Origin of the sequence: Escherichia sp. WS547, from assembly GCF_046486065.1 — a bacterium.
Lineage (GTDB): Bacteria > Pseudomonadota > Gammaproteobacteria > Enterobacterales > Enterobacteriaceae > Escherichia > Escherichia coli.
In genome coordinates, this window is sequence record NZ_JBJQMA010000019.1 from 38,816 (window position 1) to 65,617 (window position 26,802).

At 52.4% G+C, this 26,802-nt stretch carries 26 protein-coding genes; 23 read left to right on the forward strand and 3 right to left on the reverse strand.

Going from position 1 to position 26,802, the window contains the following annotated elements; all coding sequences use genetic code 11:
• The first annotated feature begins 13 nt into the window (after positions 1–13).
• The 4 genes from puuR (at position 14) to puuE (ending at position 4,793) form a co-directional block, all read left to right on the forward strand.
• Positions 14–571: an HTH-type transcriptional regulator PuuR gene (gene puuR / locus ACJHWK_RS16710; protein WP_001278727.1), complete on the forward strand. Its 558-nt coding sequence runs from the start codon at positions 14–16 to the stop codon at positions 569–571.
• A 149-nt stretch (positions 572–720) separates the two neighbouring features.
• Positions 721–2,208, forward strand: coding sequence for an aldehyde dehydrogenase PuuC (puuC, locus tag ACJHWK_RS16715; RefSeq protein ID WP_170886133.1), 1,488 nt, complete (start codon positions 721–723; stop codon positions 2,206–2,208).
• A gap of 1 nt (position 2,209) precedes the next feature.
• Positions 2,210–3,490: a gamma-glutamylputrescine oxidase gene (gene puuB, locus ACJHWK_RS16720; protein ID WP_001523131.1), complete on the forward strand. Its 1,281-nt coding sequence runs from the start codon at positions 2,210–2,212 to the stop codon at positions 3,488–3,490.
• A gap of 37 nt (positions 3,491–3,527) precedes the next feature.
• Positions 3,528–4,793, forward strand: a complete 1,266-nt coding sequence (gene puuE, locus ACJHWK_RS16725; RefSeq protein WP_000069237.1) for a 4-aminobutyrate transaminase — start codon at positions 3,528–3,530, stop codon at positions 4,791–4,793.
• Between the two features lie 119 nt (positions 4,794–4,912).
• Here the strand turns inward: puuE and pspF are convergent, their stop codons facing one another.
• On the reverse strand, positions 4,913–5,890 hold the full coding sequence (gene pspF / locus ACJHWK_RS16730; RefSeq protein ID WP_000852835.1) for a phage shock protein operon transcriptional activator: 978 nt from the start codon (positions 5,888–5,890) through the stop codon (positions 4,913–4,915).
• A 166-nt stretch (positions 5,891–6,056) separates the two neighbouring features.
• On the opposite strand from pspF, the gene pspA reads away from it, so the two are divergent.
• From pspA to ompG, 16 genes are all read left to right on the forward strand, one after another.
• Positions 6,057–6,725: a phage shock protein PspA gene (pspA, locus tag ACJHWK_RS16735; RefSeq protein ID WP_000511025.1), complete on the forward strand. Its 669-nt coding sequence runs from the start codon at positions 6,057–6,059 to the stop codon at positions 6,723–6,725.
• 53 nt (positions 6,726–6,778) lie between these two features.
• Positions 6,779–7,003, forward strand: a complete 225-nt coding sequence (gene pspB / locus ACJHWK_RS16740) for an envelope stress response membrane protein PspB (protein WP_001274963.1) — start codon at positions 6,779–6,781, stop codon at positions 7,001–7,003.
• Entirely contained in the window at positions 7,003–7,362 is a 360-nt protein-coding gene (gene pspC / locus ACJHWK_RS16745) for an envelope stress response membrane protein PspC (protein WP_000907387.1), read from the forward strand. The genes pspB and pspC overlap by 1 nt, the downstream gene beginning before the upstream one ends.
• A gap of 8 nt (positions 7,363–7,370) precedes the next feature.
• Complete coding sequence (gene pspD / locus ACJHWK_RS16750; protein WP_001295585.1) at positions 7,371–7,592, forward strand: phage shock protein PspD; 222 nt, start codon at positions 7,371–7,373, stop codon at positions 7,590–7,592.
• A gap of 74 nt (positions 7,593–7,666) precedes the next feature.
• Positions 7,667–7,981 carry a thiosulfate sulfurtransferase PspE gene (gene pspE, locus ACJHWK_RS16755; protein WP_000473128.1) on the forward strand — a complete coding sequence of 105 codons (315 nt, stop codon included), beginning with the start codon at positions 7,667–7,669 and terminating at the stop codon, positions 7,979–7,981.
• Positions 7,982–8,194: 213 nt separating this feature from the next.
• Positions 8,195–9,874: a glucosylglycerate phosphorylase gene (gene ycjM, locus ACJHWK_RS16760; protein WP_170886131.1), complete on the forward strand. Its 1,680-nt coding sequence runs from the start codon at positions 8,195–8,197 to the stop codon at positions 9,872–9,874.
• 14 nt (positions 9,875–9,888) lie between these two features.
• Positions 9,889–11,181 carry an ABC transporter substrate-binding protein gene (locus tag ACJHWK_RS16765; protein WP_170886130.1) on the forward strand — a complete coding sequence of 431 codons (1,293 nt, stop codon included), beginning with the start codon at positions 9,889–9,891 and terminating at the stop codon, positions 11,179–11,181.
• A gap of 20 nt (positions 11,182–11,201) precedes the next feature.
• Positions 11,202–12,083, forward strand: coding sequence for a carbohydrate ABC transporter permease (locus tag ACJHWK_RS16770; protein WP_001080790.1), 882 nt, complete (start codon positions 11,202–11,204; stop codon positions 12,081–12,083).
• The gene (locus ACJHWK_RS16775; RefSeq protein ID WP_000224659.1) at positions 12,070–12,912 is read left to right on the forward strand and encodes a carbohydrate ABC transporter permease; all 843 of its coding nucleotides are present in this window, start codon (positions 12,070–12,072) and stop codon (positions 12,910–12,912) included. Before ACJHWK_RS16770 ends, ACJHWK_RS16775 begins: the two co-directional genes overlap by 14 nt.
• A gap of 30 nt (positions 12,913–12,942) precedes the next feature.
• Positions 12,943–13,995, forward strand: a complete 1,053-nt coding sequence (locus ACJHWK_RS16780) for a zinc-dependent alcohol dehydrogenase (RefSeq protein ID WP_001523140.1) — start codon at positions 12,943–12,945, stop codon at positions 13,993–13,995.
• Positions 13,996–14,013: 18 nt separating this feature from the next.
• Positions 14,014–14,802 carry a sugar phosphate isomerase/epimerase family protein gene (locus ACJHWK_RS16785; protein ID WP_001523146.1) on the forward strand — a complete coding sequence of 263 codons (789 nt, stop codon included), beginning with the start codon at positions 14,014–14,016 and terminating at the stop codon, positions 14,800–14,802.
• Positions 14,803–14,811: 9 nt separating this feature from the next.
• Positions 14,812–15,867, forward strand: coding sequence for a Gfo/Idh/MocA family protein (locus ACJHWK_RS16790; RefSeq protein ID WP_000833579.1), 1,056 nt, complete (start codon positions 14,812–14,814; stop codon positions 15,865–15,867).
• Entirely contained in the window at positions 15,864–18,131 is a 2,268-nt protein-coding gene (ycjT, locus tag ACJHWK_RS16795) for a kojibiose phosphorylase (RefSeq protein WP_087901802.1), read from the forward strand. Before ACJHWK_RS16790 ends, ycjT begins: the two co-directional genes overlap by 4 nt.
• A complete protein-coding gene (gene pgmB / locus ACJHWK_RS16800; protein WP_001523149.1) occupies positions 18,128–18,787 on the forward strand; it encodes a beta-phosphoglucomutase in 660 nt (219 codons plus the stop codon). The genes ycjT and pgmB overlap by 4 nt, the downstream gene beginning before the upstream one ends.
• Before the next feature lie 13 nt (positions 18,788–18,800).
• Complete coding sequence (locus ACJHWK_RS16805) at positions 18,801–19,883, forward strand: ABC transporter ATP-binding protein (RefSeq protein ID WP_170886128.1); 1,083 nt, start codon at positions 18,801–18,803, stop codon at positions 19,881–19,883.
• A 44-nt stretch (positions 19,884–19,927) separates the two neighbouring features.
• Complete coding sequence (gene ompG / locus ACJHWK_RS16810; RefSeq protein WP_248889910.1) at positions 19,928–20,833, forward strand: monomeric porin OmpG; 906 nt, start codon at positions 19,928–19,930, stop codon at positions 20,831–20,833.
• 110 nt (positions 20,834–20,943) lie between these two features.
• Here the strand turns inward: ompG and ACJHWK_RS16815 are convergent, their stop codons facing one another.
• Positions 20,944–21,942, reverse strand: a complete 999-nt coding sequence (locus ACJHWK_RS16815) for a LacI family DNA-binding transcriptional regulator (protein ID WP_000075360.1) — start codon at positions 21,940–21,942, stop codon at positions 20,944–20,946.
• A gap of 154 nt (positions 21,943–22,096) precedes the next feature.
• Between ACJHWK_RS16815 and ACJHWK_RS16820 the strand changes: the two genes are divergently transcribed.
• The 3 genes from ACJHWK_RS16820 (at position 22,097) to tyrR (ending at position 26,241) form a co-directional block, all read left to right on the forward strand.
• The gene (locus ACJHWK_RS16820; RefSeq protein WP_000825768.1) at positions 22,097–23,494 is read left to right on the forward strand and encodes a YcjX family protein; all 1,398 of its coding nucleotides are present in this window, start codon (positions 22,097–22,099) and stop codon (positions 23,492–23,494) included.
• Complete coding sequence (locus ACJHWK_RS16825) at positions 23,491–24,552, forward strand: YcjF family protein (RefSeq protein ID WP_000138728.1); 1,062 nt, start codon at positions 23,491–23,493, stop codon at positions 24,550–24,552. The genes ACJHWK_RS16820 and ACJHWK_RS16825 overlap by 4 nt, the downstream gene beginning before the upstream one ends.
• Before the next feature lie 147 nt (positions 24,553–24,699).
• Entirely contained in the window at positions 24,700–26,241 is a 1,542-nt protein-coding gene (gene tyrR / locus ACJHWK_RS16830) for a transcriptional regulator TyrR (RefSeq protein WP_001306544.1), read from the forward strand.
• Between the two features lie 43 nt (positions 26,242–26,284).
• Here the strand turns inward: tyrR and tpx are convergent, their stop codons facing one another.
• Positions 26,285–26,791 carry a thiol peroxidase gene (gene tpx / locus ACJHWK_RS16835; RefSeq protein WP_000084387.1) on the reverse strand — a complete coding sequence of 169 codons (507 nt, stop codon included), beginning with the start codon at positions 26,789–26,791 and terminating at the stop codon, positions 26,285–26,287.
• Between the last annotated feature and the right edge of the window lie 11 nt (positions 26,792–26,802).

The following is a 26,802-nucleotide window of genomic DNA, read 5'->3' on the forward strand; positions in this document are numbered from 1 at the left end:
AGGAAATGCAAATATGAGTGATGAGGGACTGGCGCCAGGAAAACGCTTGTCGGAAATCCGCCAGCAGCAGGGGCTTTCACAACGTCGTGCCGCCGAACTCTCCGGGCTGACTCACAGTGCTATCAGTACGATAGAACAAGATAAAGTCAGCCCTGCCATCAGTACGCTGCAAAAGCTGCTGAAGGTGTATGGTCTGTCACTCTCGGAATTCTTTTCCGAGCCGGAAAAACCTGATGAGCCGCAGGTCGTCATTAATCAGGACGACTTAATTGAGATGGGCAGTCAGGGTGTGTCAATGAAGCTGGTTCATAACGGTAACCCGAATCGCACGCTGGCGATGATCTTTGAAACTTACCAGCCGGGCACAACCACTGGGGAAAGAATTAAGCATCAGGGTGAGGAAATAGGCACTGTACTGGAAGGTGAAATTGTTCTGACGATTAATGGTCAGGATTACCACCTCGTCGCGGGGCAAAGTTATGCCATTAATACCGGCATCCCGCACAGTTTCAGTAATACGTCGGCAGGTATTTGCCGAATTATCAGCGCCCATACGCCCACCACGTTTTAATCTTTTTGTTCTGTAAGCCGGGTAAGCGCAATGCGCCCGGCAATCTATAAAGAATGTCGCCAGAAATAAACGGGCATACGGCCCGGGGATCTCTGCGCCCTGACGTTCACAAACTGCATATATCTGATAGACGTGAAACAGGAGTCATAATGAATTTTCATCATCTGGCTTACTGGCAGGATAAAGCGTTAAGTCTCGCCATTGAAACCCGCTTATTTATTAACGGTGAATATACTGCTGCGGCGGAAAATGAAACTTTTGAAACCGTTGATCCGGTCACCCAGGCACCGCTGGCGAATATTGCCCGCGGCAAGAGCGTCGATATTGACCGTGCGGTGAGCGCAGCACGCGGCGTGTTTGAACGTGGCGACTGGTCACTCTCTTCTCCGGCTAAGCGTAAAGCGGTGCTGAATAAACTCGCCGATTTAATGGAAGCTAACGCTGAAGAACTGGCGCTGCTGGAAACGCTCGACACCGGCAAACCGATTTGTCACAGCCTGCGTGATGATATTCCCGGCGCGGCACGCGCCATTCGCTGGTACGCCGAAGCGATCGACAAAGTGTATGGCGAAGTGGCGACCACCAGTAGCCATGAGCTGGCGATGATCGTGCGTGAACCGGTCGGCGTGATTGCCGCCATCGTGCCGTGGAACTTCCCGCTGCTGCTGACTTGCTGGAAACTCGGCCCGGCGCTGGCGGCGGGAAACAGCGTGATTCTGAAACCGTCTGAAAAATCACCGCTCAGTGCGATTCGTCTCGCCGGGCTGGCTAAAGAGGCAGGCTTGCCGGATGGTGTGTTGAACGTGGTGACGGGTTTTGGTCATGAAGCGGGGCAGGCGCTGTCGCGTCATAACGATATCGATGCCATCGCCTTTACTGGCTCAACCCGCACCGGGAAACAGCTGCTGAAAGATGCAGGCGACAGCAACATGAAACGCGTCTGGCTGGAAGCGGGCGGCAAAAGCGCCAACATCGTTTTCGCCGACTGCCCGGATTTGCAACAGTCGGCAAGCGCCACCGCCGCAGGCATTTTCTACAACCAGGGCCAGGTGTGTATCGCCGGAACGCGTTTGTTGCTAGAAGAGAGCATCGCCGATGAATTCTTAGCCCTGTTAAAACAGCAGGCGCAAAACTGGCAGCCGGGCCATCCACTTGATCCCGCAACCACCATGGGCACCTTAATCGACTGCGCCCACGCCGACTCGGTCCATAGCTTTATTCGGGAAGGCGAAAGCAAAGGGCAACTGCTGCTGGATGGCCGTAACGCCGAGCTGGCTGCCGCCATCGGCCCGACCATCTTTGTGGAGGTAGACCCGAATGCGTCCTTAAGCCGCGAAGAGATTTTCGGTCCGGTGCTGGTGGTCACGCGTTTCACATCAGAAGAACAGGCGCTACAGCTTGCCAACGACAGCCAGTACGGCCTCGGCGCGGCAGTATGGACGCGCGACCTCTCCCGCGCGCACCGCATGAGTCGCCGCCTGAAAGCCGGCTCCGTCTTCGTCAATAACTACAACGACGGCGATATGACCGTGCCGTTTGGCGGCTATAAGCAGAGCGGCAACGGTCGCGACAAATCCCTGCACGCCCTTGAAAAATTCACCGAACTGAAAACTATCTGGATAAGCCTGGAGGCCTGAAATGACCGAACATACCAGCAGTTACTACTCCGCCAGTGCGAATAAATACGCGCCATTCGACACGCTGAATGAGTCGATTTCCTGCGACGTTTGCGTGGTCGGTGGCGGCTATACCGGACTTTCCTCCGCGCTGCATCTGGCGGAAGCGGGCTTTGATGTAGTGGTTCTCGAAGCCTCACGCATCGGCTTCGGCGCAAGCGGACGCAATGGCGGGCAGCTTGTGAACTCCTACAGCCGCGACATCGACGTGATCGAAAAAAGCTACGGCATGGACACCGCCCGTATGCTCGGCAGCATGATGTTTGAAGGCGGAGAGATCATCCGCGAACGTATCAAACGTTATCAGATTGACTGCGACTACCGCCCCGGCGGCCTGTTTGTGGCGATGAATGATAAACAGCTCGCCACACTCGAAGAGCAGAAAGAGAACTGGGAACGCTACGGCAATAAACAGCTGGAGCTGCTGGACGCCAACGCTATTCGCCGCGAGGTCGCCAGCGATCGCTACACTGGTGCGCTTCTGGATCACAGCGGTGGGCATATTCACCCGCTAAACCTCGCCATTGGTGAAGCCGATGCCATCCGCCTGAACGGAGGGCGCGTGTATGAGCTTTCCGCCGTGACGCAGATCCAGCACACCACGCCAGCCGTGGTGCGGACTGCCAATGGTCAGGTGACGGCGAAGTATGTGATTGTCGCCGGGAATGCGTATCTGGGCGATAAAGTAGAGCCGGAACTAGCGAAACGCAGCATGCCGTGCGGCACGCAGGTGATCACCACCGAGCGGCTGTCGGAAGATTTAGCCCGTTCGCTGATCCCGAAAAACTACTGCGTGGAAGACTGTAACTATCTGCTTGATTACTACCGTCTTACCGCCGATAACCGCCTGTTGTACGGCGGCGGCGTGGTCTACGGCGCGCGAGACCCGGATGACGTTGAGCGTCTTGTGGTGCCGAAACTGCTGAAAACCTTCCCGCAGCTGAAGGGCGTCAAAATCGACTATCGCTGGACGGGCAACTTCCTGCTGACCCTTTCACGGATGCCGCAGTTCGGTCGCCTCGATACCAACATCTATTACATGCAGGGCTACAGCGGCCACGGCGTCACCTGTACCCACCTCGCCGGGCGTTTGATTGCTGAACTGCTGCGCGGTGACGCCGAGCGTTTCGACGCCTTCGCCAATCTGCCGCATTACCCGTTCCCCGGCGGGCGCACGCTGCGCGTTCCGTTTACCGCGATGGGCGCGGCTTATTACAGCCTGCGCGATCGTCTGGGCGTTTAATTTCCGATTAACAGTGAAGAGTCAAAAGGTGTGAAACATGAGCAACAATGAATTCCATCAGCGTCGTCTTTCTGCTACCCCACGCGGGGTTGGCGTGATGTGTAACTTCTTCGCCCAGTCGGCAGAAAACGCTACGCTGAAGGACGTAGAGGGCAACGAATACATCGATTTCGCCGCAGGCATTGCGGTGCTGAATACCGGGCATCGCCACCCTGATCTGGTCGCGGCGGTGGAGCAGCAATTGCAACAGTTTACCCACACGGCGTATCAGATTGTGCCGTACGAAAGCTACGTCACCCTGGCGGAGAAAATCAACGCCCTTGCCCCGGTGAGCGGGCAGGCTAAAACTGCGTTCTTCACCACCGGTGCGGAAGCGGTGGAGAACGCGGTGAAAATCGCCCGCGCCCATACCGGACGCCCTGGCGTGATTGCGTTTAGCGGCGGCTTCCACGGTCGTACATATATGACCATGGCGCTGACCGGAAAGGTCGCGCCGTACAAAATCGGCTTCGGCCCGTTCCCCGGTTCGGTATATCACGTACCTTATCCGTCAGATTTACATGGCGTTTCAACGCAGGACTCTCTCGACGCCATCGAACGCTTGTTTAAATCGGACATTGAAGCGAAGCAGGTGGCGGCAATTATTTTCGAACCGGTGCAGGGCGAAGGCGGTTTCAACGTTGCACCAAAAGAGCTGGTTGCCGCCATTCGCCGCCTGTGCGACGAGCACGGCATTGTGATGATTGCCGATGAAGTGCAAAGCGGCTTTGCGCGTACCGGTAAACTGTTTGCCATGGATCACTACGCCGATAAGCCGGACTTAATGACGATGGCGAAAAGCCTCGCGGGCGGCATGCCGCTTTCGGGCGTGGTCGGTAACGCGAATATTATGGACGCGCCCGCGCCGGGCGGGTTGGGTGGCACCTACGCCGGGAACCCGCTGGCGGTGGCTGCCGCGCACGCGGTACTCAACATTATCGACAAAGAATCGCTCTGCGAACGCGCGAATCAACTGGGCCAGCGCTTGACAAACACGTTGATTGATGCCAAAGAAAGCGTTCCGGCCATCGCGGCGGTACGCGGTCTGGGGTCTATGATTGCGGCAGAGTTTAACGATCCGCAAACGGGCGAGCCGTCAGCGGCGATTGCACAGAAAATCCAGCAACGCGCGCTGGCGCAGGGGCTGCTTCTGCTGACCTGTGGCGCATACGGCAACGTGATTCGTTTCCTGTATCCGCTGACCATCCCGGATGCGCAATTCGATGCGGCAATGAAAATTTTGCAGGATGCGCTGAACGATTAATAGCCCAACGCAATAATGTCTGATGCGCTGCGCTTATCAGGCCTGCAAACGACGTATTGATTATGTATGCCGGACAAAGCATTCACGCCGCATCCGGCAAGTTGTATTGCCCAACTTCGCTAAATCTGGTGCTTTTTCAACAACGCGCGGAACTGATGATAGGTTAACCCCAGTAATTCAGCCGCGCGCTTCTGGTTATATTTCCCTTGTTGCAAACTGAGTTGCAGCAACTCTTTTTCCTGCTGCATCTGAAACTCACGTAAATCCAGCGGCAGTGTTGGAAGCGAGGTGGTTTCTGAAACGGCGATAGCGTCTTCAGGCGGACGCCGTTTAAAGGGATCAATAATGATGTCATCAAGCGGATAATCGCTGGTGCCGTGGCGATACACTGAACGTTCCACCACGTTTTTCAATTCACGAATATTTCCCGGCCAGCGATAATTCAGCAATGTTTCTCTGGCGCGCTCCGTAAACCCCGGGAACAGAGGCAGCTTGATTTCCCGACACATCTGAATGGCAAAGTGTTCTGCCATCAGCATAATGTCGCTTTCGCGCTCGCGCAGGGGCGGCAGTTGTACAACATCAAAAGCCAGTCGGTCGAGCAGGTCAGCGCGAAAAGTACCTTCATTGACCATCGCCGGGAGATCGGCATTCGTCGCGCATACCAACCGCACATTCACCTGCAATGGCTGGCTGCCGCCAACGCGCTCCAGTTCACCGTACTCAATCACGCGCAATAATTTCTCCTGCACCATCATCGGTGCCGTAGCGAGTTCATCAAGAAATAGCGTACCGCCGTCGGCACGTTCAAATCTCCCTGGATGACGTTTTTGCGCACCGGTAAACGCGCCCGCTTCGTGACCAAACAGTTCGGAATCCAGCAGATTTTCATTTAACGCCGCGCAGTTAAGGGAAATAAACGGCCCCTGCCAACGGGAGGAGAGATAATGCAGACGGCTGGCAATCAGCTCTTTACCTGTGCCGCGCTCGCCGATGATGAGCACCGGTTTGTCCAGCGGTGCGAGATGCGAAACCTGTTCCAGCACTTCGAGAAAGCTGTTTGCCTCACCAAGTAAATTATCTTTGTATTCTGCCATGATGAAATTCGCCACTTGTTAGTGTAATTCGCTAACTCATCCTGGCATGTTGCTGTTGATTCTTCAATCAGATCATTATAAATCAAAAAGATAAAAAATTGGCACGCAAATTGTATTAATAGTTCAGCAGGACAATCCTGAACGCAGAAATCAAGAGGACAACATTATGGGTATTTTTTCTCGCTTTGCCGACATCGTGAATGCCAACATCAACGCTCTGTTAGAGAAAGCGGAAGATCCACAGAAACTGGTGCGTCTGATGATCCAGGAGATGGAAGATACACTGGTTGAAGTACGTTCTACTTCGGCGCGTGCGCTGGCAGAAAAGAAACAGCTGACTCGCCGTATTGAACAAGCGTCGGCGCGTGAAGTTGAATGGCAGGAAAAAGCCGAACTGGCGCTGCTGAAAGAGAGAGAGGATCTGGCGCGTGCGGCGTTAATTGAAAAACAGAAACTGACCGATCTGATTAAGAGCCTGGAACATGAAGTGACGCTGGTGGACGATACGCTGGCACGCATGAAGAAAGAGATCGGCGAGCTGGAAAACAAATTGAGCGAAACACGCGCTCGCCAGCAGGCATTGATGTTACGCCATCAGGCGGCAAACTCGTCGCGCGATGTGCGTCGTCAGCTGGACAGTGGCAAACTGGATGAAGCAATGGCTCGTTTCGAATCTTTCGAACGTCGAATTGACCAGATGGAAGCGGAAGCAGAAAGCCACAGCTTCGGTAAACAAAAATCGCTGGACGATCAGTTTGCCGAACTGAAAGCCGATGATGCAATCAGCGAGCAACTGGCACAATTAAAAGCCAAAATGAAGCAAGACAATCAATAATAACATCCAGGCGGCGTCCGAACGCGCCGCCGCTCATCGTCTAAGGAGTCCTTATGAGCGCGCTATTTCTGGCTATTCCGTTAACCATTTTTGTGCTGTTTGTTTTACCGATCTGGTTATGGCTGCATTACAGCAATCGTTCTGGTCGCAGTGAATTGTCGCAAAGTGAGCAGCAGCGATTAGCGCAACTGGCTGATGAAGCAAAACGGATGCGCGAACGTATTCAGGCGCTGGAATCTATTCTTGATGCAGAACATCCGAACTGGAGGGATCGCTAATGGCGGGCATTAATCTCAATAAAAAATTATGGCGTATTCCGCAGCAGGGCATGGTACGCGGCGTCTGCGCCGGGATTGCCAACTATTTTGATGTACCAGTAAAACTGGTGCGTATCCTGGTGGTGCTGTCGATTTTCTTCGGTCTGGCGCTGTTTACCCTGGTTGCTTACATCATTTTGTCATTTGCGCTTGATCCAATGCCGGACAACATGGCCTTTGGTGAGCAGCTACCTTCCAGCAGTGAATTGCTGGATGAAGTCGACCGTGAACTGGCGGCAAGTGAAACGCGTTTACGCGAGATGGAACGTTATGTCACTTCCGATACTTTCACGTTACGTAGCCGTTTCCGTCAACTGTGAGGAAAGTTATGAATACTCGCTGGCAACAGGCCGGGCAAAAGGTGAAGCCTGGTTTCAAATTAGCAGGCAAGCTGGTACTTCTTACCGCACTGCGCTATGGCCCGGCGGGTGTAGCTGGCTGGGCGATAAAATCAGTTGCTCGCCGACCACTGAAAATGTTGCTGGCCGTGGCGCTGGAACCGCTGTTAAGTCGGGCTGCCAATAAACTGGCGCAGCGTTATAAAAGGTGAGGGGAGTTTCGCAAAAATTGTTAAAGCTAAGGCATATTATGGATGGCAATTTTCATCCATAGAAGGACGCTTACATGTTTAAAAAAGGCTTACTTGCTCTGACACTGGTGTTTTCACTGCCCGTTTTCGCCGCTGAACATTGGATCGATGTTCGTGTTCCAGAGCAGTATCAGCAAGAGCACGTTCAGGGAGCCATCAATATTCCCCTGAAGGAAGTAAAAGAGCGCATTGCCACCGCCGTTCCGGATAAAAACGACACCGTGAAAGTGTATTGCAATGCCGGACGCCAGTCAGGGCAGGCAAAAGAGATCCTTAGCGAGATGGGATATACCCACGTTGAGAACGCCGGTGGCCTGAAAGACATCGCAATGCCGAAGGTCAAAGGTTAAAAGAATCCACCCTAAGCGGCGCTTATGCGCCGTTTACTTTTTCTGTCACACCTTATTTACATCCCCATAGATTATTTGCGTCAGCTCACAAATACGCTTTTTCCCTGGTAAAAAATGATTTCCTGCGTGACTAAAACCCTTGTGCTCAATTGACAGTTTATTTTCTGCGGAGTAGTCTCTCGTTTCATGGGACCGCTACCACGGAAAGGCAACATGAAACAGAAAATTACGGATTACCTGGACGAAATCTACGGTGGAACATTTACCGCGACTCATTTACAGAAACTTGTAACGCGTCTTGAGAGTGCGAAACGATTAATTACACAGCGACGTAAAAAACACTGGGATGAAAGTGATGTCGTGTTAATTACCTATGCTGATCAATTTCACAGTAATGATTTAAAACCACTACCCACATTTAATCAGTTTTACCATCAATGGCTGCAAAGCATTTTTTCACATGTTCATTTATTACCTTTTTATCCATGGTCATCTGATGATGGGTTTTCGGTAATTGATTATCATCAGGTCGCCAGTGAAGCGGGGGAGTGGCAGGATATTCAGCAACTCGGTGAATGCAGTCATTTAATGTTTGATTTTGTCTGCAACCATATGTCGGCAAAAAGTGAATGGTTTAAAAACTATTTACAACAGCAGCCAGGTTTTGAAGATTTTTTTATTGCTGTTGATCCGCAAACCGATCTCAGCGCCGTCACCCGTCCGCGTGCGTTACCGCTATTAACACCGTTTCAAATGGATGATAATTCCACGCGCCATTTATGGACCACCTTTAGCGACGATCAAATTGACCTCAATTACCGTAGCCCTGAAGTGTTGCTGGCGATGGTGGATGTATTGCTGTGCTACCTGGAAAAGGGCGCAGAATATGTCCGGCTGGATGCCGTTGGCTTTATGTGGAAAGAGCCAGGAACAAGCTGCATCCATCTGGAAAAAACACATCTGATTATCAAGCTGTTACGGTCGATTATTGATGACGTAGCACCAGGTACAGTGATCATTACCGAGACCAATGTTCCGCATAAAGACAACATTGCTTACTTTGGCGAAGGCGATGACGAAGCGCATATGGTGTATCAGTTCTCGCTGCCGCCGCTGGTGCTGCATGCGGTGCAAAAACAGAACGTTGAGGCGCTTTGTGCGTGGGCGCAAAACCTGACACTACCTTCCAGCAACACCACCTGGTTTAACTTCCTCGCCTCTCACGATGGCATCGGGCTGAACCCACTGCGTGGCTTGTTACCAGAAAGCGAAATATTAGCGCTGGTCGAGGCGTTACAGCAGGAAGGTGCATTAGTAAACTGGAAAAATAATCCCGACGGTACGCGCAGTCCCTATGAAATAAATGTCACCTATATGGATGCGTTAAGCCGCCGCGAGAATAGCGATGAAGAGCGGTGTGCCAGGTTTATCCTTGCCCATGCGATTTTGTTAAGTTTCCCCGGTGTGCCAGCGATATATATTCAAAGTATTCTTGGCTCGCGTAATGATTACGCAGGTGTCGAAAAACTGGGATATAACCGTGCGATTAACCGTAAAAAATATCACAATGAAGAGATAACCCGAGAACTGAACGATGAAGATACATTAAGGCATGCGGTATATCATCAGTTGTCGCGTTTAATTACACTTCGTTGCAGTCATAACGAGTTTCATCCGGATAATGATTTTACCATCGATACGGTTAATTCATCCGTAATGCGTATTCAAAGAAACAACGCGGATGGTAATTGTCTGACAGGATTGTTTAATGTCAGTGAAAATATTCAGCATATAAATATTACTGATCTGCACGGTCGGGATCTGATTAGTGAAGTTGATATATTGGGTAATGAAATAACGCTGCGCCCCTGGCAGGTTATGTGGATTAAATAAAAAAGGAACATCTCATGATTAAATCAAAAATCGTGCTGTTATCAGCACTGGTTTCCTGCGCCCTGATTTCAGGCTGTAAAGAAGAAAATAAAACCCATGTATCCATCGAATTTATGCATTCTTCGGTGGAGCAGGAGCGTCAAGCCATTATCAGTAAATTGATTGCCCGTTTTGAAAAAGAAAACTCGGGCATCACCGTTAAACAAGTGCCAGTGGAAGAAGATGCCTATAACACCAAAGTCATAACCCTGTCACGTAGCGGCTCGCTGCCGGAAGTGATCGAAACCAGCCATGACTACGCCAAAGTTATGGACAAAGAGCAGCTTATCGATCGCAAAGCGGTTGCCACAGTCATCAGCAACGTGGGTGAAGGCGCGTTTTACGATGGCGTACTGCGTATTGTGCGCACCGAAGATGGTAGCGCATGGACCGGTGTTCCTGTGAGTGCCTGGATTGGCGGCATCTGGTATCGCAAAGATGTGCTGGCAAAAGCGGGGCTGGAGGAGCCGAAAAACTGGCAACAGCTACTGGACGTTGCACAGAAACTGAATGACCCGGCGAATAAAAAATACGGCATTGCACTGCCGACGGCAGAAAGCGTACTGACGGAACAATCCTTCTCCCAGTTTGCGTTATCCAACCAGGCCAACGTCTTTAACGCAGAAGGCAAAATCACCCTTGATACCCCAGAGATGATGCAGGCGCTGACCTATTACCGCGACCTTGCCGCCAACACGATGCCGGGTTCTAACGACATCATGGAAGTGAAAGACGCCTTTATGAACGGCACCGCGCCGCTGGCGATTTACTCCACCTATATCCTTCCGGCTGTAATTAAAGAAGGCGATCCGAAAAACGTCGGTTTCGTGGTGCCAACCGAGAAAAACTCTGCGGTCTACGGCATGTTGACCTCGCTGACCATTACCGCCGGGCAAAAGACCGAAGAGACGGAAGCAGCAGAAAAATTTGTCACCTTTATGGAGCAGGCAGACAACATTGCCGACTGGGTGATGATGTCGCCAGGCGCGGCGCTGCCGGTGAACAAAGCGGTTGTCACTACCGCCACCTGGAAAGACAACGACGTTATTAAGGCGCTGGGTGAGCTGCCAAATCAGTTAATCAGCGAACTGCCAAATATTCAGGTCTTTGGCGCAGTAGGGGATAAAAATTTTACCCGCATGGGTGATGTGACGGGTTCTGGCGTGGTGAGCTCCATGGTGCATAACGTCACCGTGGGTAAAGCCGATCTCCCTGGCACGCTGCAAGCGAGCCAGAAAAAGCTGGATGAACTGATCGAACAGCACTAAACCCAGGACAGGAATCCGCAATGAACAGGCTTTTTTCAGGTCGTTCCGATATGCCCTTTGCGCTGCTGCTTCTCGCGCCCAGCTTATTACTGCTGGGCGGTCTGGTGGCGTGGCCGATGGTGTCGAATATCGAAATCAGTTTTTTACGTCTGCCGCTCAATCCCAACATCGAGTCAACGTTTGTTGGGGTGAGTAACTATGTGCGCATTCTCTCCGATCCCGGCTTCTGGCACTCGCTGTGGATGACGGTCTGGTATACGGCGCTGGTGGTGGCGGGCAGCACCGTGCTCGGGCTGGCCGTGGCGATGTTTTTCAACCGCGAGTTCCGCCTGCGCAAAACCGCGCGTTCGCTGGTGATCCTCTCCTACGTAACGCCGTCCATTTCGCTGGTGTTCGCCTGGAAATACATGTTCAACAACGGCTACGGCATTGTGAACTACCTCGGCGTCGATCTTCTGCATCTCTACGAGCAGGCGCCGCTGTGGTTCGATAATCCGGGCAGTAGCTTTGTGCTGGTGGTGCTGTTCGCCATCTGGCGCTACTTCCCGTATGCCTTCATCTCGTTTCTGGCGATTTTGCAGACCATCGACAAATCGCTGTACGAAGCGGCAGAGATGGATGGCGCTAATGCCTGGCAACGGTTTCGCATCGTCACGCTGCCCGCGATTATGCCGGTCCTGGCGACGGTGGTGACCCTGCGCACCATCTGGATGTTCTACATGTTCGCGGATGTTTATTTGCTGACGACCAAGGTCGATATTCTCGGTGTATATCTCTACAAAACCGCCTTTGCCTTTAATGATTTAGGAAAAGCGGCGGCGATCTCGGTGGTGCTCTTCATCATTATTTTCGCTGTCATTCTGCTGACCAGGAAACGGGTGAACCTCAATGGCAACAAATAAACGCACACTCAGTCGCATCGGTTTTTACTGCGGGCTGGCGCTGTTTCTCATCATCACGCTGTTTCCATTTTTTGTGATGCTGATGACCTCGTTCAAGGGCGCGAAAGAGGCGATCTCACTGCATCCTACGCTGCTGCCGCAGCAGTGGACGCTGGAGCATTACGTCGACATTTTTAACCCGATGATTTTCCCGTTTGTCGACTACTTCCGTAACAGTCTGGTGGTGTCGGTGGTTTCATCCGTGGTGGCGGTATTCCTCGGCATTCTTGGGGCTTACGCGCTTTCCCGCCTGCGCTTTAAAGGTCGGATGACCATCAATGCCAGCTTTTACACGGTGTATATGTTCTCTGGCATTTTGCTGGTGGTGCCGCTGTTCAAAATCATCACCGCGCTGGGCATTTACGACACCGAGATGGCGCTGATCATCACCATGGTGACGCAAACTCTGCCCACCGCCGTGTTTATGCTGAAAAGCTACTTCGACACCATCCCCGATGAGATCGAAGAAGCGGCGATGATGGATGGCCTCAACCGTCTGCAAATTATCTTCCGCATCACCGTGCCGTTGGCGATGTCCGGGCTGATATCCGTGTTCGTCTACTGCTTTATGGTGGCGTGGAACGACTATCTGTTTGCGTCGATTTTCCTCTCCAGCGCCAGCAATTTCACCTTACCGGTGGGCCTGAACGCGCTGTTCAGTACGCCAGATTACATCTGGGGACGGATGATGGCGGCCTCACTGGTGACCGCATTGCCGGTGGTGATTATGTATGCGCTTTCGGAACGTTTTATTAAGAGTGGTTTGACCGCCGGTGGCGTGAAGGGCTAAAGCGGCCAGTTTCTTTACAAGGAGTTTTAAATGAAAAAGTTAGTAGCCACAGCACCGCGTGTTGCTGCGCTGGTTGAGTATGAAGATCGGGCGATTTTAGCCAATGAAGTGAAAATCCGCGTGCGTTTCGGCGCACCGAAACACGGAACGGAAGTGGTCGACTTCCGCGCCGCCAGCCCGTTTATCGATGAAGACTTTAACGGCGAATGGCAGATGTTCACTCCGCGTCCGGCAGATGCGCCGCGCGGCATTGAGTTTGGCAAATTCCAGCTTGGCAACATGGTGGTTGGCGACATTATCGAGTGCGGCAGCGACGTTACCGACTACGCGGTGGGCGACAGCGTATGCGGCTACGGCCCGCTCTCCGAGACGGTCATCATTAACGCGGTGAATAACTACAAGCTGCGCAAAATGCCGGAAGGCAGCTCGTGGAAAAACGCCGTTTGTTACGACCCGGCGCAGTTTGCCATGAGCGGCGTGCGCGATGCCAACGTGCGCGTGGGTGATTTTGTGGTGGTGGTAGGGCTTGGCGCGATTGGTCAAATAGCCATCCAACTGGCGAAACGCGCTGGCGCGTCGGTGGTGATTGGCGTCGATCCTATCGCCTATCGCTGTGATATTGCCCGTCGCCACGGCGCGGATTTCTGCCTTAACCCCATTGGCACTGACGTAGGCAAAGAGATCAAAACGCTAACCGGCAAGCAGGGTGCCGATGTGATTATCGAAACCAGCGGCTATGCCGACGCGCTGCAATCGGCGCTACGAGGTCTGGCTTATGGCGGCACCATCTCCTATGTCGCGTTTGCCAAACCGTTTGCCGAAGGTTTTAACCTCGGACGCGAAGCGCATTTCAATAACGCAAAAATTGTCTTCTCCCGCGCGTGCAGCGAACCGAACCCGGATTATCCGCGCTGGAGCCGCAAGCGTATCGAAGAAACCTGCTGGGAACTGCTGATGAACGGTTATCTCAATTGCGAAGATTTAATCGACCCGGTGGTGACCTTTGCCAATAGCCCGGAAAGCTACATGCAGTATGTCGACCAGCATCCGGAACTGAGCATCAAAATGGGCGTCACGTTTTAATTCAAAGGAATGAAAAAAATGAAAATCGGCACACAGAATCAGGCGTTCTTTCCGGAAAATATTCTGGAGAAATTTCGTTATATCAAAGAGATGGGCTTCGATGGTTTTGAGATTGACGGCAAACTTCTGGTCAACAACATCGAAGAAGTCAAAGCGGCGATCAAAGAAACCGGTTTACCGGTGACCACCGCCTGCGGCGGCTATGACGGCTGGATTGGCGACTTTATTGAAGAGCGTCGTCTTAATGGCTTAAAGCAGATCGAACGCATTCTTGAAGCGCTGGCCGAAGTGGGCGGTAAAGGTATCGTCGTTCCGGCAGCGTGGGGCATGTTTACCTTCCGTTTACCGCCGATGGCCTCGCCGCGCAGCCTGGATGGCGACCGCAAAATGGTGAGTGATTCCCTGCGCGTACTGGAACAGGTGGCAGCGCGTACCGGAACCGTGGTGTACCTCGAACCGTTAAACCGCTATCAGGATCACATGATCAACACCCTCGCCGATGCTCGTCGTTACATCGTCGAAAACGATCTTAAACATGTACAGATTATCGGCGATTTCTATCACATGAATATCGAAGAAGATAACCTGGCGCAGGCGCTGCATGACAACCGCGACCTGCTCGGTCATGTGCATATTGCAGATAACCATCGCTACCAGCCGGGCAGCGGCACCCTGGATTTCCACGCGCTGTTTGAACAGCTGCGCGCGGATAACTATCAGGGCTATGTGGTGTACGAAGGGCGTATCCGGGCAGAAGATCCTGCCCAGGCGTACCGTGATTCTTTGGCCTGGTTGCGTACCTGCTAAGAGGTCTTTGTGAAAAGTGCAATGACAAGCTCTCCGCTGCGGGTCGCGATCATAGGCGCGGGCCAGGTGGCGGATAAGGTTCATGCTTCGTACTACTGCACCCGCAACGATCTGGAACTGGTGGCTGTCTGTGACAGCCGCCTTTCCCAGGCGCAGGCGCTGGCAGAAAAATACGGGAATGCATCCGTGTGGGACGATCCGCAGGCCATGCTGCTGGCGGTGAAACCTGATGTGGTTAGCGTCTGCTCACCTAACCGTTTTCATTACGAACATACCCTGATGGCGCTGGAAGCGGGCTGCCATGTGATGTGCGAAAAACCGCCCGCCATGACGCCAGAACAGGCGCGGGAAATGTGCGATACCGCGCGCAAACAGGGCAAGGTGCTGGCCTACGACTTTCACCATCGTTTTGCGCTCGATACGCAACAGCTGCGTGAACAGGTGACCAACGGCGTTTTGGGAGAGATTTACGTTACCACCGCCCGCGCCCTGCGTCGTTGCGGTGTTCCCGGCTGGGGTGTCTTTACCAATAAAGAATTGCAGGGCGGTGGCCCGCTGATCGACATCGGCATTCATATGCTGGATGCGGCGATGTATGTGCTGGGTTTTCCAGCGGTGAAAAGCGTGACTGCGCATAGCTTTCAAAAGATCGGCACGCAAAAGAGCTGCGGTCAATTTGGCGAGTGGGACCCGGCAACTTACAGCGTCGAAGATTCGCTGTTTGGCACCATTGAATTTCATAACGGCGGCATTCTGTGGCTGGAAACGTCATTTGCACTCAACATCCGCGAACAGTCGATTATGAACGTCAGCTTTTGTGGCGATAAAGCAGGGGCGACGCTGTTTCCGGCGCATATCTATACCGATAACAACGGTGAGTTAATGACGCTGATGCAACGGGAAATGGCAGACGACAACCGCCATTTGCGCAGTATGGAAGCCTTTATCAATCACGTACAGGGCAAGCCCGTGATGATAGCCGACGCCGAGCAGGGGTACATCATCCAGCAACTGGTGGCGGCGTTGTATCAATCCGCAGAAACAGGGACGCGTGTGGAATTATGACCAGGCCAGTAACGTTATCAGAACCCCATTTCAGCCAGCATACACTGAACAAATATGCTTCACTGATGGCGCAGGGGAACGGCTATCTTGGGCTTCGCGCCAGCCATGAAGAAGATTACACGCGCCAGACCCGTGGGATGTATCTGGCGGGGCTGTATCATCGGGCGGGTAAGGGTGAAATCAACGAACTGGTGAACCTGCCTGATGTCGTGGGGATGGAGATTGCCATAAATGGTGAGGTTTTTGCGTTATCCCGCGAAACATGGCAGCGTGAGCTTGACTTTGCCAGTGGCGAATTACGCCGCAACGTTGTCTGGTGTACCAGTAACGGCGCGCGTTACACAATCGTCAGCCGTCGCTTTGTTTCGGCAGACCAACTGCCGCTGATTGCGCTGGAAATCACTATTACTCCGCTGGACGCTGACGCGTCAGTGCTGATTTCAACAGGCATTGACGCCACGCAAACCAACCACGGACGACAACATCTCGACGAAACCCAGGTGCGGGTGTTTGGTCAGCATTTGATGCAGGGGATCTATACCACTCAGGATGGACGCAGTGATGTGGCCATCAGCTGTTGCTGTAAGGTGAGCGGTGATGTGCAGCAATGCTATACCGCCAAAGAGCGCCGCTTGCTGCAACATACCAGTGCGCAACTTCACGCAGGCGAAACGCTGACGCTGCAAAAACTGGTGTGGTTCGACTGGCGGGACGACAGACACGTCGCTTTAGACGAGTGGGGCAGTGCATCGCTTCGTCAGCTTGAAATGTGTGTACAGCAGAGTTACGACCAACTTCTTGCAGCATCCACAGAAAACTGGCGTCAATGGTGGCAGAAACGTCGTATCACGGTAAAGAGTAACGATGAGCACAATCAGCAGGCGTTAGATTATGCGCTTTATCATCTGCGCATCATGACGCCTGCTCACGACGAGCGCAGCAGTATTGCGGCAAAAGGTTTGACCGGGGAAGGCTACAAAGGCCACGTTTTCTGGGATACAGAAGTATTTTTGCTACCGTTTCATCTGTTTAGCGATCCGACGGTTGCCCGAAGTTTACTGCGTTATCGCTGGCACAACTTGCCAGGCGCGCAGGAGAAAGCGCGACGCAACGGCTGGCAGGGCGCGCTATTTCCGTGGGAAAGCGCGCGCAGCGGCGAAGAAGAGACGCCGGAATTTGCCGCCATTAACATTCGCACCGGGCTGCGGCAAAAAGTGGCCTCGGCGCAGGCGGAACATCATCTGGTCGCCGATATCGCCTGGGCGGTTGTTCAATACTGGCAGACCACGGGGGATGAAAGTTTCATTGCTCATGAAGGCATGGCGCTACTTCTGGAAACTGCAAAGTTCTGGATTAGCCGCACGGTGAGGGTTAACGACCGTCTGGAAATTCATGATGTTATTGGGCCAGACGAATATACCGAACATGTCAATAATAACGCCTTCACCAGCTATATGGCGTATTACAACGTCCAGCAGGCGCTGAACATCGCTCGTCAATTTGGCTGTAGCGACGATGCGTTTATCCATCGCGCCGAAATGTTCCTTAAAGAACTGCGGCTGCCAGAAATTCAGCCCGACGGCGTTTTGCCGCAGGATGATTCGTTTATGGCGAAACCAGCGATTAATCTGGCGAAATACAAAGCGGCGGCGGGGAAGCAAACCATTCTGCTGGATTATTCACGCGCAGAAGTGAACGAGATGCAGATCCTCAAACAAGCTGATGTGGTGATGCTCAATTACATGCTGCCGGAGCAGTACTCAGCGGCATCGTGTCTTGCCAATCTGCAATTTTATGAACCGCGCACCATTCACGACTCTTCACTGAGTAAAGCGATCCACGGCATTGTTGCCGCACGCTGTGGCCTGTTGGCGCAAAGTTATCAGTTCTGGCGGGAGGGGACTGAAATCGATCTCGGTGCTGACCCGCATAGCTGCGACGACGGTATCCATGCTGCCGCAACTGGCGCTATCTGGCTGGGGGCGATTCAGGGTTTTGCCGGGGTGAGCGTGCGTGACGGTGAATTAAATTTGAATCCGGCGTTACCTGTGCAGTGGCAACAGTTGTCTTTCCCTCTGTTCTGGCAGGGCTGCGAATTACAGGTCACTCTCGACGCGCAGCGTATTGCGATTCGAACTTCTGCGCCCGTTTCACTGCGTTTGAACGGGCAGCTTATATCTGTGGCTGAAGAATCTGTTTTCTGTTTGGGTGATTTTATTTTGCCCTTCAATGGGACCGCTACCACGCATCAGGAGGATGAATGAAACTGCAAGGGGTAATTTTCGATCTGGATGGTGTAATCACCGATACCGCGCATCTGCATTTCAAGGCGTGGCAGCAGATTGCCGCTGAAATTGGCATCAGCATTGATGCGCAGTTTAACGAATCCCTAAAAGGGATCAGCCGCGATGAGTCTCTGCGACGCATTCTGCAACACGGGGGCAAAGAGGGCGACTTTAACCCGCAGGAAAGGGCGCAACTGGCGTATCGCAAAAATCTGCTCTACGTCCACTCACTGCGCGAACTGACGGTTAATGCTGTGCTGCCCGGCATTCGCTCTTTGCTGACAGATCTCTGCGCACAGCAGATCCCTATAGGGCTGGCTTCTGTCTCCCTGAATGCGCCGACGATTTTAGCAGCGCTGGAGCTGCGCGAGTTTTTCACCTTCTGCGCGGACGCTTCCCAACTTAAAAACTCGAAACCGGACCCGGAAATCTTTCTCGCCGCCTGTGCCGGACTGGGCGTGCCGCCGCAGGCATGTATCGGTATTGAAGATGCGCAGGCGGGCATTGACGCCATTAACGCCAGCGGTATGCGCTCGGTGGGGATCGGCGCGGGCTTAACCGGGGCGCAATTATTGTTGCCCTCAACGGACTCCCTGACCTGGCCGCGGTTATCGGCCTTCTGGCAAAACGTATAGCAAAGGAATCAACATGGCTCAGCTTTCGTTACAACATATTCAAAAAATCTACGATAACCAGGTGCATGTGGTGAAGGACTTCAACCTGGAAATTGCCGATAAAGAGTTCATTGTCTTTGTCGGTCCGTCAGGCTGCGGTAAATCGACCACCCTGCGCATGATTGCCGGGCTTGAGGAGATCAGCGGCGGCGATCTGTTGATCGACGGCAAACGAATGAATGACGTTCCAGCCAAAGCGCGCAATATTGCGATGGTGTTCCAGAACTACGCGCTGTATCCGCATATGACGGTCTACGACAACATGGCGTTTGGCCTGAAGATGCAAAAAATCGCCAAAGAGGTGATTGATGAGCGGGTGAACTGGGCGGCGCAAATTCTCGGCCTGCGTGAGTACCTGAAACGCAAGCCGGGGGCGCTTTCTGGCGGGCAACGCCAGCGTGTGGCGCTCGGGCGGGCGATTGTGCGCGAAGCGGGCGTGTTTTTAATGGATGAACCGCTCTCTAACCTTGATGCCAAGCTGCGCGTACAAATGCGCGCAGAGATCAGCAAGCTGCATCAGAAACTGAACACCACCATGATCTACGTGACCCACGATCAGACCGAAGCGATGACCATGGCGACGCGGATTGTGATTATGAAGGATGGGATTGTTCAGCAAGTAGGTGCGCCGAAAACGGTTTATAACCAACCCGCGAATATGTTTGTTGCCGGATTTATTGGATCACCGGCGATGAATTTTATTCGCGGCACGATCGATGGCGATAAAATCGTTACTGAAACGCTTAAATTAACCATTCCCGAAGAGAAATTAGCGGTTCTGAAAACACAGGAAAGTTTGCATAAGCCCATCGTGATGGGAATACGCCCGGAAGATATTCATCCGGACGCGCAAGAGGAAAATAACATTTCCGCCAAAATTAGCGTGGCAGAATTAACCGGTGCGGAATTTATGCTCTACACCACGGTTGGGGGGCACGAGTTAGTGGTCCGTGCTGGTGCGTTAAATGATTATCATGCAGGAGAAAATATCACTATTCATTTTGATATGACTAAATGTCATTTCTTTGATGCAGAAACGGAAATAGCAATTCGCTAAATACAGGGGGAAGGCATTCCCCCAGGATAATACAAGGAACAATAATGAAAAAGTTATTACCCTGTACCGCACTGGTGATGTATGCGGGAATGGCCTGCGCACAGGCCGAGGAAAAGAACGACTGGCACTTTAATATCGGCGCGATGTACGAAATAGAAAACGTCGAGGGTTATGGCGAAGATATGGATGGGCTCGCGGAGCCTTCTGTCTATTTTAATGCCGCCAACGGGCCGTGGAGAATTTCTCTGGCTTATTATCAGGAAGGGCCGGTAGATTATAGCGCGGGTAAACGTGGAACATGGTTTGATCGCCCGGAGCTGGAGGTGCATTATCAGTTCCTCGAAAGCGATGATTTCAGTTTCGGCCTGACCGGCGGTTTTCGTAATTATGGTTATCACTACGTTGATGAACCGGGTAAAGACACGGCGAATATGCAGCGCTGGAAAATCGCGCCAGACTGGGATGTGAAACTGACTGACGATTTACGTTTCAACGGTTGGTTATCGATGTATAAATTTGCCAACGATCTGAACACGACCGGTTACGCTGATACCCGAGTCGAAACGGAAACAGGTCTGCAATATACCTTCAACGAAACGGTTGCTTTGCGAGTGAACTATTATCTCGAGCGCGGCTTCAATATGGACGACAGCCGCAATAACGGTGAGTTTTCCACGCAAGAAATTCGTGCCTATTTGCCGCTGACGCTCGGCAACCACTCGGTGACGCCGTATACGCGCATTGGGCTGGATCGCTGGAGTAACTGGGACTGGCAGGATGATATTGAACGTGAAGGCCATGATTTTAACCGTGTGGGGTTATTTTACGGTTATGATTTCCAGAATGGTCTTTCCGTTTCGCTGGAATACGCGTTTGAGTGGCAGGATCACGACGAAGGCGACAGCGATAAATTCCATTATGCAGGTGTCGGCGTAAATTACTCGTTCTGATAATGGGTTAAATTGCCGGATGCGGCGCGAGTACTTTATCCGATCTATAAATGTAGGCCGGATAAGATGCGCTAGCATCGCATCCGGCATTCAGGCAAGGTAGCTGGTATTTATTTCAGCGTCATATGCGTGGCAACGGTAATATTCTGTGGTGACGGTTTTCCAGAAATTAAGCGGAATAATAACTCGCAGCTTTGTTGCCCTAACTCCTGCGTCGGAACATCGATGCCGCCCGGTGCAGGCGTTAAAATAAATGACAGCGTTTCATTGCTATAACCCACCACCGCTAACTGCTGCGGAATAGCAATATTTTTCTCTGCTGCCGCACGATAAATGCTCATTAATTTCAGGCTGTCAGTGGCAAATACGGCTTCTGGCAACGGCGACTGGCTTAATAATTGCCGTGCGGCTTGCAAGGCTGTTTCATGGGTATAACCGCCGTCAACAATCCATTCATCACGCACTGCAATATTATGCGCAGCCAGACTTTGCTTATAGCCATTAACGCGGTCAACCGAAACATGGACATCAAGCGGAGCATGCAGGCAGGCAATATTTTGATGCCCACTTTCAATTAACGCATCGGTCAACGCAATGCTGTCGCCAAAATTATCGGTATCGACAGAATAAACATGGGCATATTGACCTTCAACTTTGCCAATTACCACCACCGGAATATCATATTTATCGAGTTGGGCAAAAAATGACTCATCCGCTGGCGAACTTAGCATAATAATGCCTTTAATCATTTTCTGCTTAATTTTGCTTTCGCATTTTTGTAAGTCTTCTGCCAGGTTGTGCGACGTCTGCAATATCACGTCGAAACCTTCTTCTTCAGCTTTGGCGGTGATGGCATGTAAAACTTCCGAGAAAAACGGATTACCCGCCGTAGTTTTGGTCGAACGGGTAGAAATCACCATAATGGCATCAAAACCCGAAGAGGTCAGCGCGCGTGCCAGCTTGTTTGGTTGATACTGTAATTCTTCAATGGCCCGTAACACTTTTTCGCGCGCTTCCGGGGAGATATTGGTTTGCTTATTCAGCACGCGTGATACGGTGGATTTTGATACGCCTGCAACCCTGGCAATATCATAAATAGTAGGGGACATAGGTCAGGAACTCCGTCCGAACGTGAATGTTGCACATCTTATGGAGTTCGCCCGTCGATGACAACACGGGCAGTTGATAATCAATGGCCTGGCCCCCACATTCATATCCTTACGAATGATTTTTTTCTGGTCTTCAGAGCAGCACAGGACAGCAATGAAGCGACTTAAAAATGAACTTAATGCGCTGGTGAATCGGGGTGTCGACAGACATCTGCGCCTCGCTGTAACCGGACTTAGCCGCAGCGGCAAAACAGCGTTTATCACCGCGATGGTTAATCAGTTGCTCAATATTCATGCCGGAGCACGTTTGCCGCTTTTAAGTGCGGTGCGTGAAGAGCGCCTGCTGGGCGTAAAACGCATTCCCCAGCGTGACTTTGGCATTCCGCGCTTCACCTATGATGAAGGGTTGGCGCAGTTATATGGCGATCCTCCCGCCTGGCCGACGCCTACGCGCGGCGTCAGTGAAATTCGCCTGGCGTTACGTTTTAAATCGAACGATTCGCTGCTACGCCACTTTAAGGACACCTCCACGCTGTATCTGGAAATTGTGGATTACCCCGGCGAATGGTTGCTCGACCTGCCGATGCTGGCGCAGGACTATTTAAGCTGGTCGCGCCAGATGACGGGCTTACTCAATGGTCAGCGCGGCGAATGGTCGGCGAAATGGCGAATGATGTGCGAAGGGCTGGACCCGCTAGCGCCTGCCGACGAAAACCGGCTGGCAGACATTGCCGCCGCCTGGACCGAGTATCTCCACCACTGCAAACAGCAGGGGTTGCACTTTATTCAGCCTGGGCGCTTTGTCTTGCCGGGAGATATGGCAGGAGCACCCGCGCTGCAATTCTTCCCGTGGCCGGATGTCGATGCCTGGGGCGAGTCCAAACTGGCGCAGGCCGATAAGCATACCAATGCCGGAATGCTGCGCGAGCGGTTTAATTATTACTGCGAGAAAGTGGTGAAGGGGTTCTATAAGAATCATTTTCTGCGCTTTGACCGCCAGATTGTGCTGGTGGATTGCCTGCAGCCTCTCAACAGTGGGCCACAGGCATTTAATGATATGCGTCTGGCGCTGACGCAGCTGATGCAAAGTTTCCACTACGGGCAGCGAACCCTGTTCCGGCGTTTGTTTTCGCCGGTTATCGATAAGCTATTGTTTGCTGCTACTAAAGCAGACCATGTGACCATCGATCAGCACGCCAATATGGTTTCATTACTGCAACAACTAATTCAGGATGCCTGGCAAAATGCGGCGTTCGAAGGGATCAGCATGGATTGCCTGGGGCTGGCGTCAGTTCAGGCGACCACCAGCGGCATTATTGATGTTAACGGTGAGAAAATCCCGGCGCTGCGCGGTAATCGACTCAGCGATGGCGCACCGCTCACTGTTTATCCTGGCGAAGTTCCCGCACGTTTGCCTGGTCAGGCGTTCTGGGATAAGCAAGGCTTCCAGTTTGAGGCGTTTCGTCCGCAGGTGATGGATGTCGACAAACCGCTGCCGCATATTCGTCTTGATGCTGCGCTGGAATTTTTAATAGGAGATAAATTGCGATGACCGAACCGTTAAAACCACGTATTGATTTCGACGGTCCACTGGAGGTCGATCAGAATCCAAAATTCAGGGCGCAGCAGACCTTTGACGAAAATCAGGCGCAAAATTTTGCCCCGGCCACGCTCGACGAAGCGCAGGAAGAAGAGGGGCAAGTTGAAGCGGTGATGGACGCAGCGTTACGTCCGAAACGCAGCCTGTGGCGCAAAATGGTGATGGGCGGGTTGGCTCTGTTTGGCGCAAGCGTTGTCGGGCAGGGCGTGCAGTGGACAATGAACGCCTGGCAAACTCAGGATTGGGTAGCGCTGGGTGGATGTGCCGCTGGGGCATTGATTATCGGCGCTGGCGTAGGTTCTGTGGTAACAGAGTGGCGGCGCTTATGGCGCTTGCGACAGCGCGCCCATGAACGCGACGAAGCGCGCGATTTGTTGCACAGTCACGGTACGGGTAAAGGCCGCGCATTTTGCGAAAAACTGGCGCAGCAGGCGGGCATCGACCAGTCGCATCCGGCACTGCAACGCTGGTATGCCTCAATCCATGAAACGCAAAACGATCGTGAAGTGGTCAGCCTGTATGCTCATCTGGTCCAGCCGGTTTTAGATGCCCAGGCGCGGCGCGAAATCAGCCGTTCGGCGGCGGAATCAACGTTGATGATTGCGGTCAGCCCGCTGGCGCTGGTGGATATGGCATTTATCGCCTGGCGCAATCTGCGTTTGATCAATCGCATCGCCACGCTGTATGGCATTGAACTGGGATATTACAGCCGTTTGCGCCTGTTTAAGCTGGTATTGCTGAATATCGCTTTCGCCGGAGCCAGCGAACTGGTGCGCGAAGTGGGGATGGACTGGATGTCGCAAGATCTCGCTGCGCGTTTGTCTACCCGGGCAGCTCAGGGGATTGGTGCAGGACTTCTGACGGCACGACTGGGGATTAAAGCTATGGAGCTTTGCCGCCCTCTGCCGTGGATTGACGATGACAAACCTCGCCTCGGGGATTTCCGTCGTCAGCTTATCGGTCAGGTGAAAGAGACGCTGCAAAAAGGCAAAACGCCCAGCGAAAAATAATGCAATATCGGGTGCTGACCGGATATCTTTACGCCGAAGTGCCCGTTTTTCCGTCTTTGTGTCAATGATTGTTGACAGAAACCTTCCTGCTATCCAAATAGTGTCATATCATCATATTAATTGTTCTTTTTTCAGGTGAAGGTTCCCATGCGTCTGGAAGTCTTTTGTGAAGACCGACTCGGTCTGACCCGCGAATTACTCGATCTACTCGTGCTAAGAGGCATTGATTTACGCGGTATTGAGATTGACCCCATTGGGCGAATCTACCTCAATTTTGCTGAACTGGAGTTTGAGAGTTTCAGCAGTCTGATGGCCGAAATACGCCGTATTGCAGGTGTTACCGATGTCCGTACTGTCCCGTGGATGCCTTCTGAACGTGAGCATCTGGCGTTGAGCGCGTTACTGGAAGCGTTGCCTGAACCTGTGCTCTCTGTCGATATGAAAAGCAAAGTGGATATGGCGAACCCGGCGAGCTGTCAGCTTTTTGGGCAAAAATTGGATCGCCTGCGCAACCATACCGCCGCGCAATTGATTAACGGCTTTAATTTTTTGCGTTGGCTGGAAAGCGAACCGCAGGATTCGCATAACGAGCATGTCGTTATTAATGGGCAGAATTTCCTGATGGAGATTACGCCTGTTTATCTTCAGGATGAAAATGATCAACACGTCCTGACCGGTGCGGTGGTGATGTTGCGATCAACGATTCGTATGGGTCGTCAGTTGCAAAATGTCGCCGCCCAGGACGTCAGCGCCTTTAGTCAAATTGTCGCCGTCAGCCCGAAAATGAAGCATGTTGTCGAACAGGCGCAGAAACTGGCGATGCTAAGCGCGCCATTGCTGATAACCGGTGATACCGGCACCGGAAAAGATCTCTTTGCGTATGCCTGTCATCAGGCAAGCCCACGCGCGGGCAAACCCTATCTGGCGCTGAACTGTGCTTCTATCCCGGAAGATGCGGTCGAGAGTGAACTGTTTGGTCATGCTCCGGAAGGGAAGAAAGGGTTCTTTGAGCAGGCGAACGGTGGTTCGGTACTGCTGGATGAAATAGGTGAGATGTCACCACGGATGCAGGCGAAATTACTGCGTTTCCTTAATGATGGCACTTTCCGTCGGGTTGGCGAAGACCATGAGGTGCATGTCGATGTGCGGGTGATTTGCGCTACGCAGAAGAATCTGGTCGAACTGGTGCAAAAAGGCGTGTTCCGTGAAGATCTCTATTATCGTCTGAACGTGTTGACGCTCAATCTGCCGCCGCTACGTGACTGTCCGCAGGACATCATGCCTTTAACCGAGCTGTTCGTCGCCCGCTTTGCCGACGAGCAGGGCGTGCCGCGTCCGAAACTGGCCGCTGACCTGAATACTGTACTTACGCGTTATGCGTGGCCGGGAAATGTGCGGCAGTTAAAGAACGCTATTTATCGCGCACTAACACAACTGGACGGTTATGAGCTGCGTCCTCAGGATATTTTGTTGCCGGATTATGACGCCGCAACGGTAGCCGTGGGCGAAGATGCGATGGAAGGTTCGCTGGACGAAATCACCAGCCGTTTTGAACGCTCGGTATTAACCCAGCTTTATCGCAATTATCCCAGCACGCGCAAACTGGCAAAACGTCTCGGCGTTTCGCATACCGCGATTGCCAATAAGTTGCGGGAATATGGTCTGAGTCAGAAGAAGAACGAAGAGTAAGCGCGAATATGCCTGATGGTGCAACACCATCAGGCATATTAACTTATGCTTTCAGTACAGCCAGAGCTGCTTCGTAATCCGGCTCGGTGGTGATTTCATCCACCAGTTGGCTGAAAATCACATTGTCATTTTCATCAATAACCACAACGGCACGCGCTGCCAGACCTTTCAGTGGGCCATCAGCAATTGCCACACCGTAGGCTTGCAGGAATTCAGCGTTACGGAAAGTGGAGAGGGTGATAACGTTGTTCAGACCTTCTGCGCCGCAGAAACGAGACTGGGCGAACGGCAGATCGGCAGAAATACACAGCACAACGGTGTTGTCGATCTCGGTTGCCAGTTGGTTAAACTTACGTACTGATGCGGCGCAAACACCGGTATCAATACTCGGGAAAATGTTCAGCACTTTGCGTTTACCCGCAAACTGACCGAGGGTGACGTCAGACAGATCTTTTGCCACGAGAGTAAAAGTCTGCGCTTTGCTACCCGCCTGCGGGATGGAATTGGCGACTGTAACCGGGTTGCCCTGGAAATGAACGGTTTGTGACATGATTATCTTTC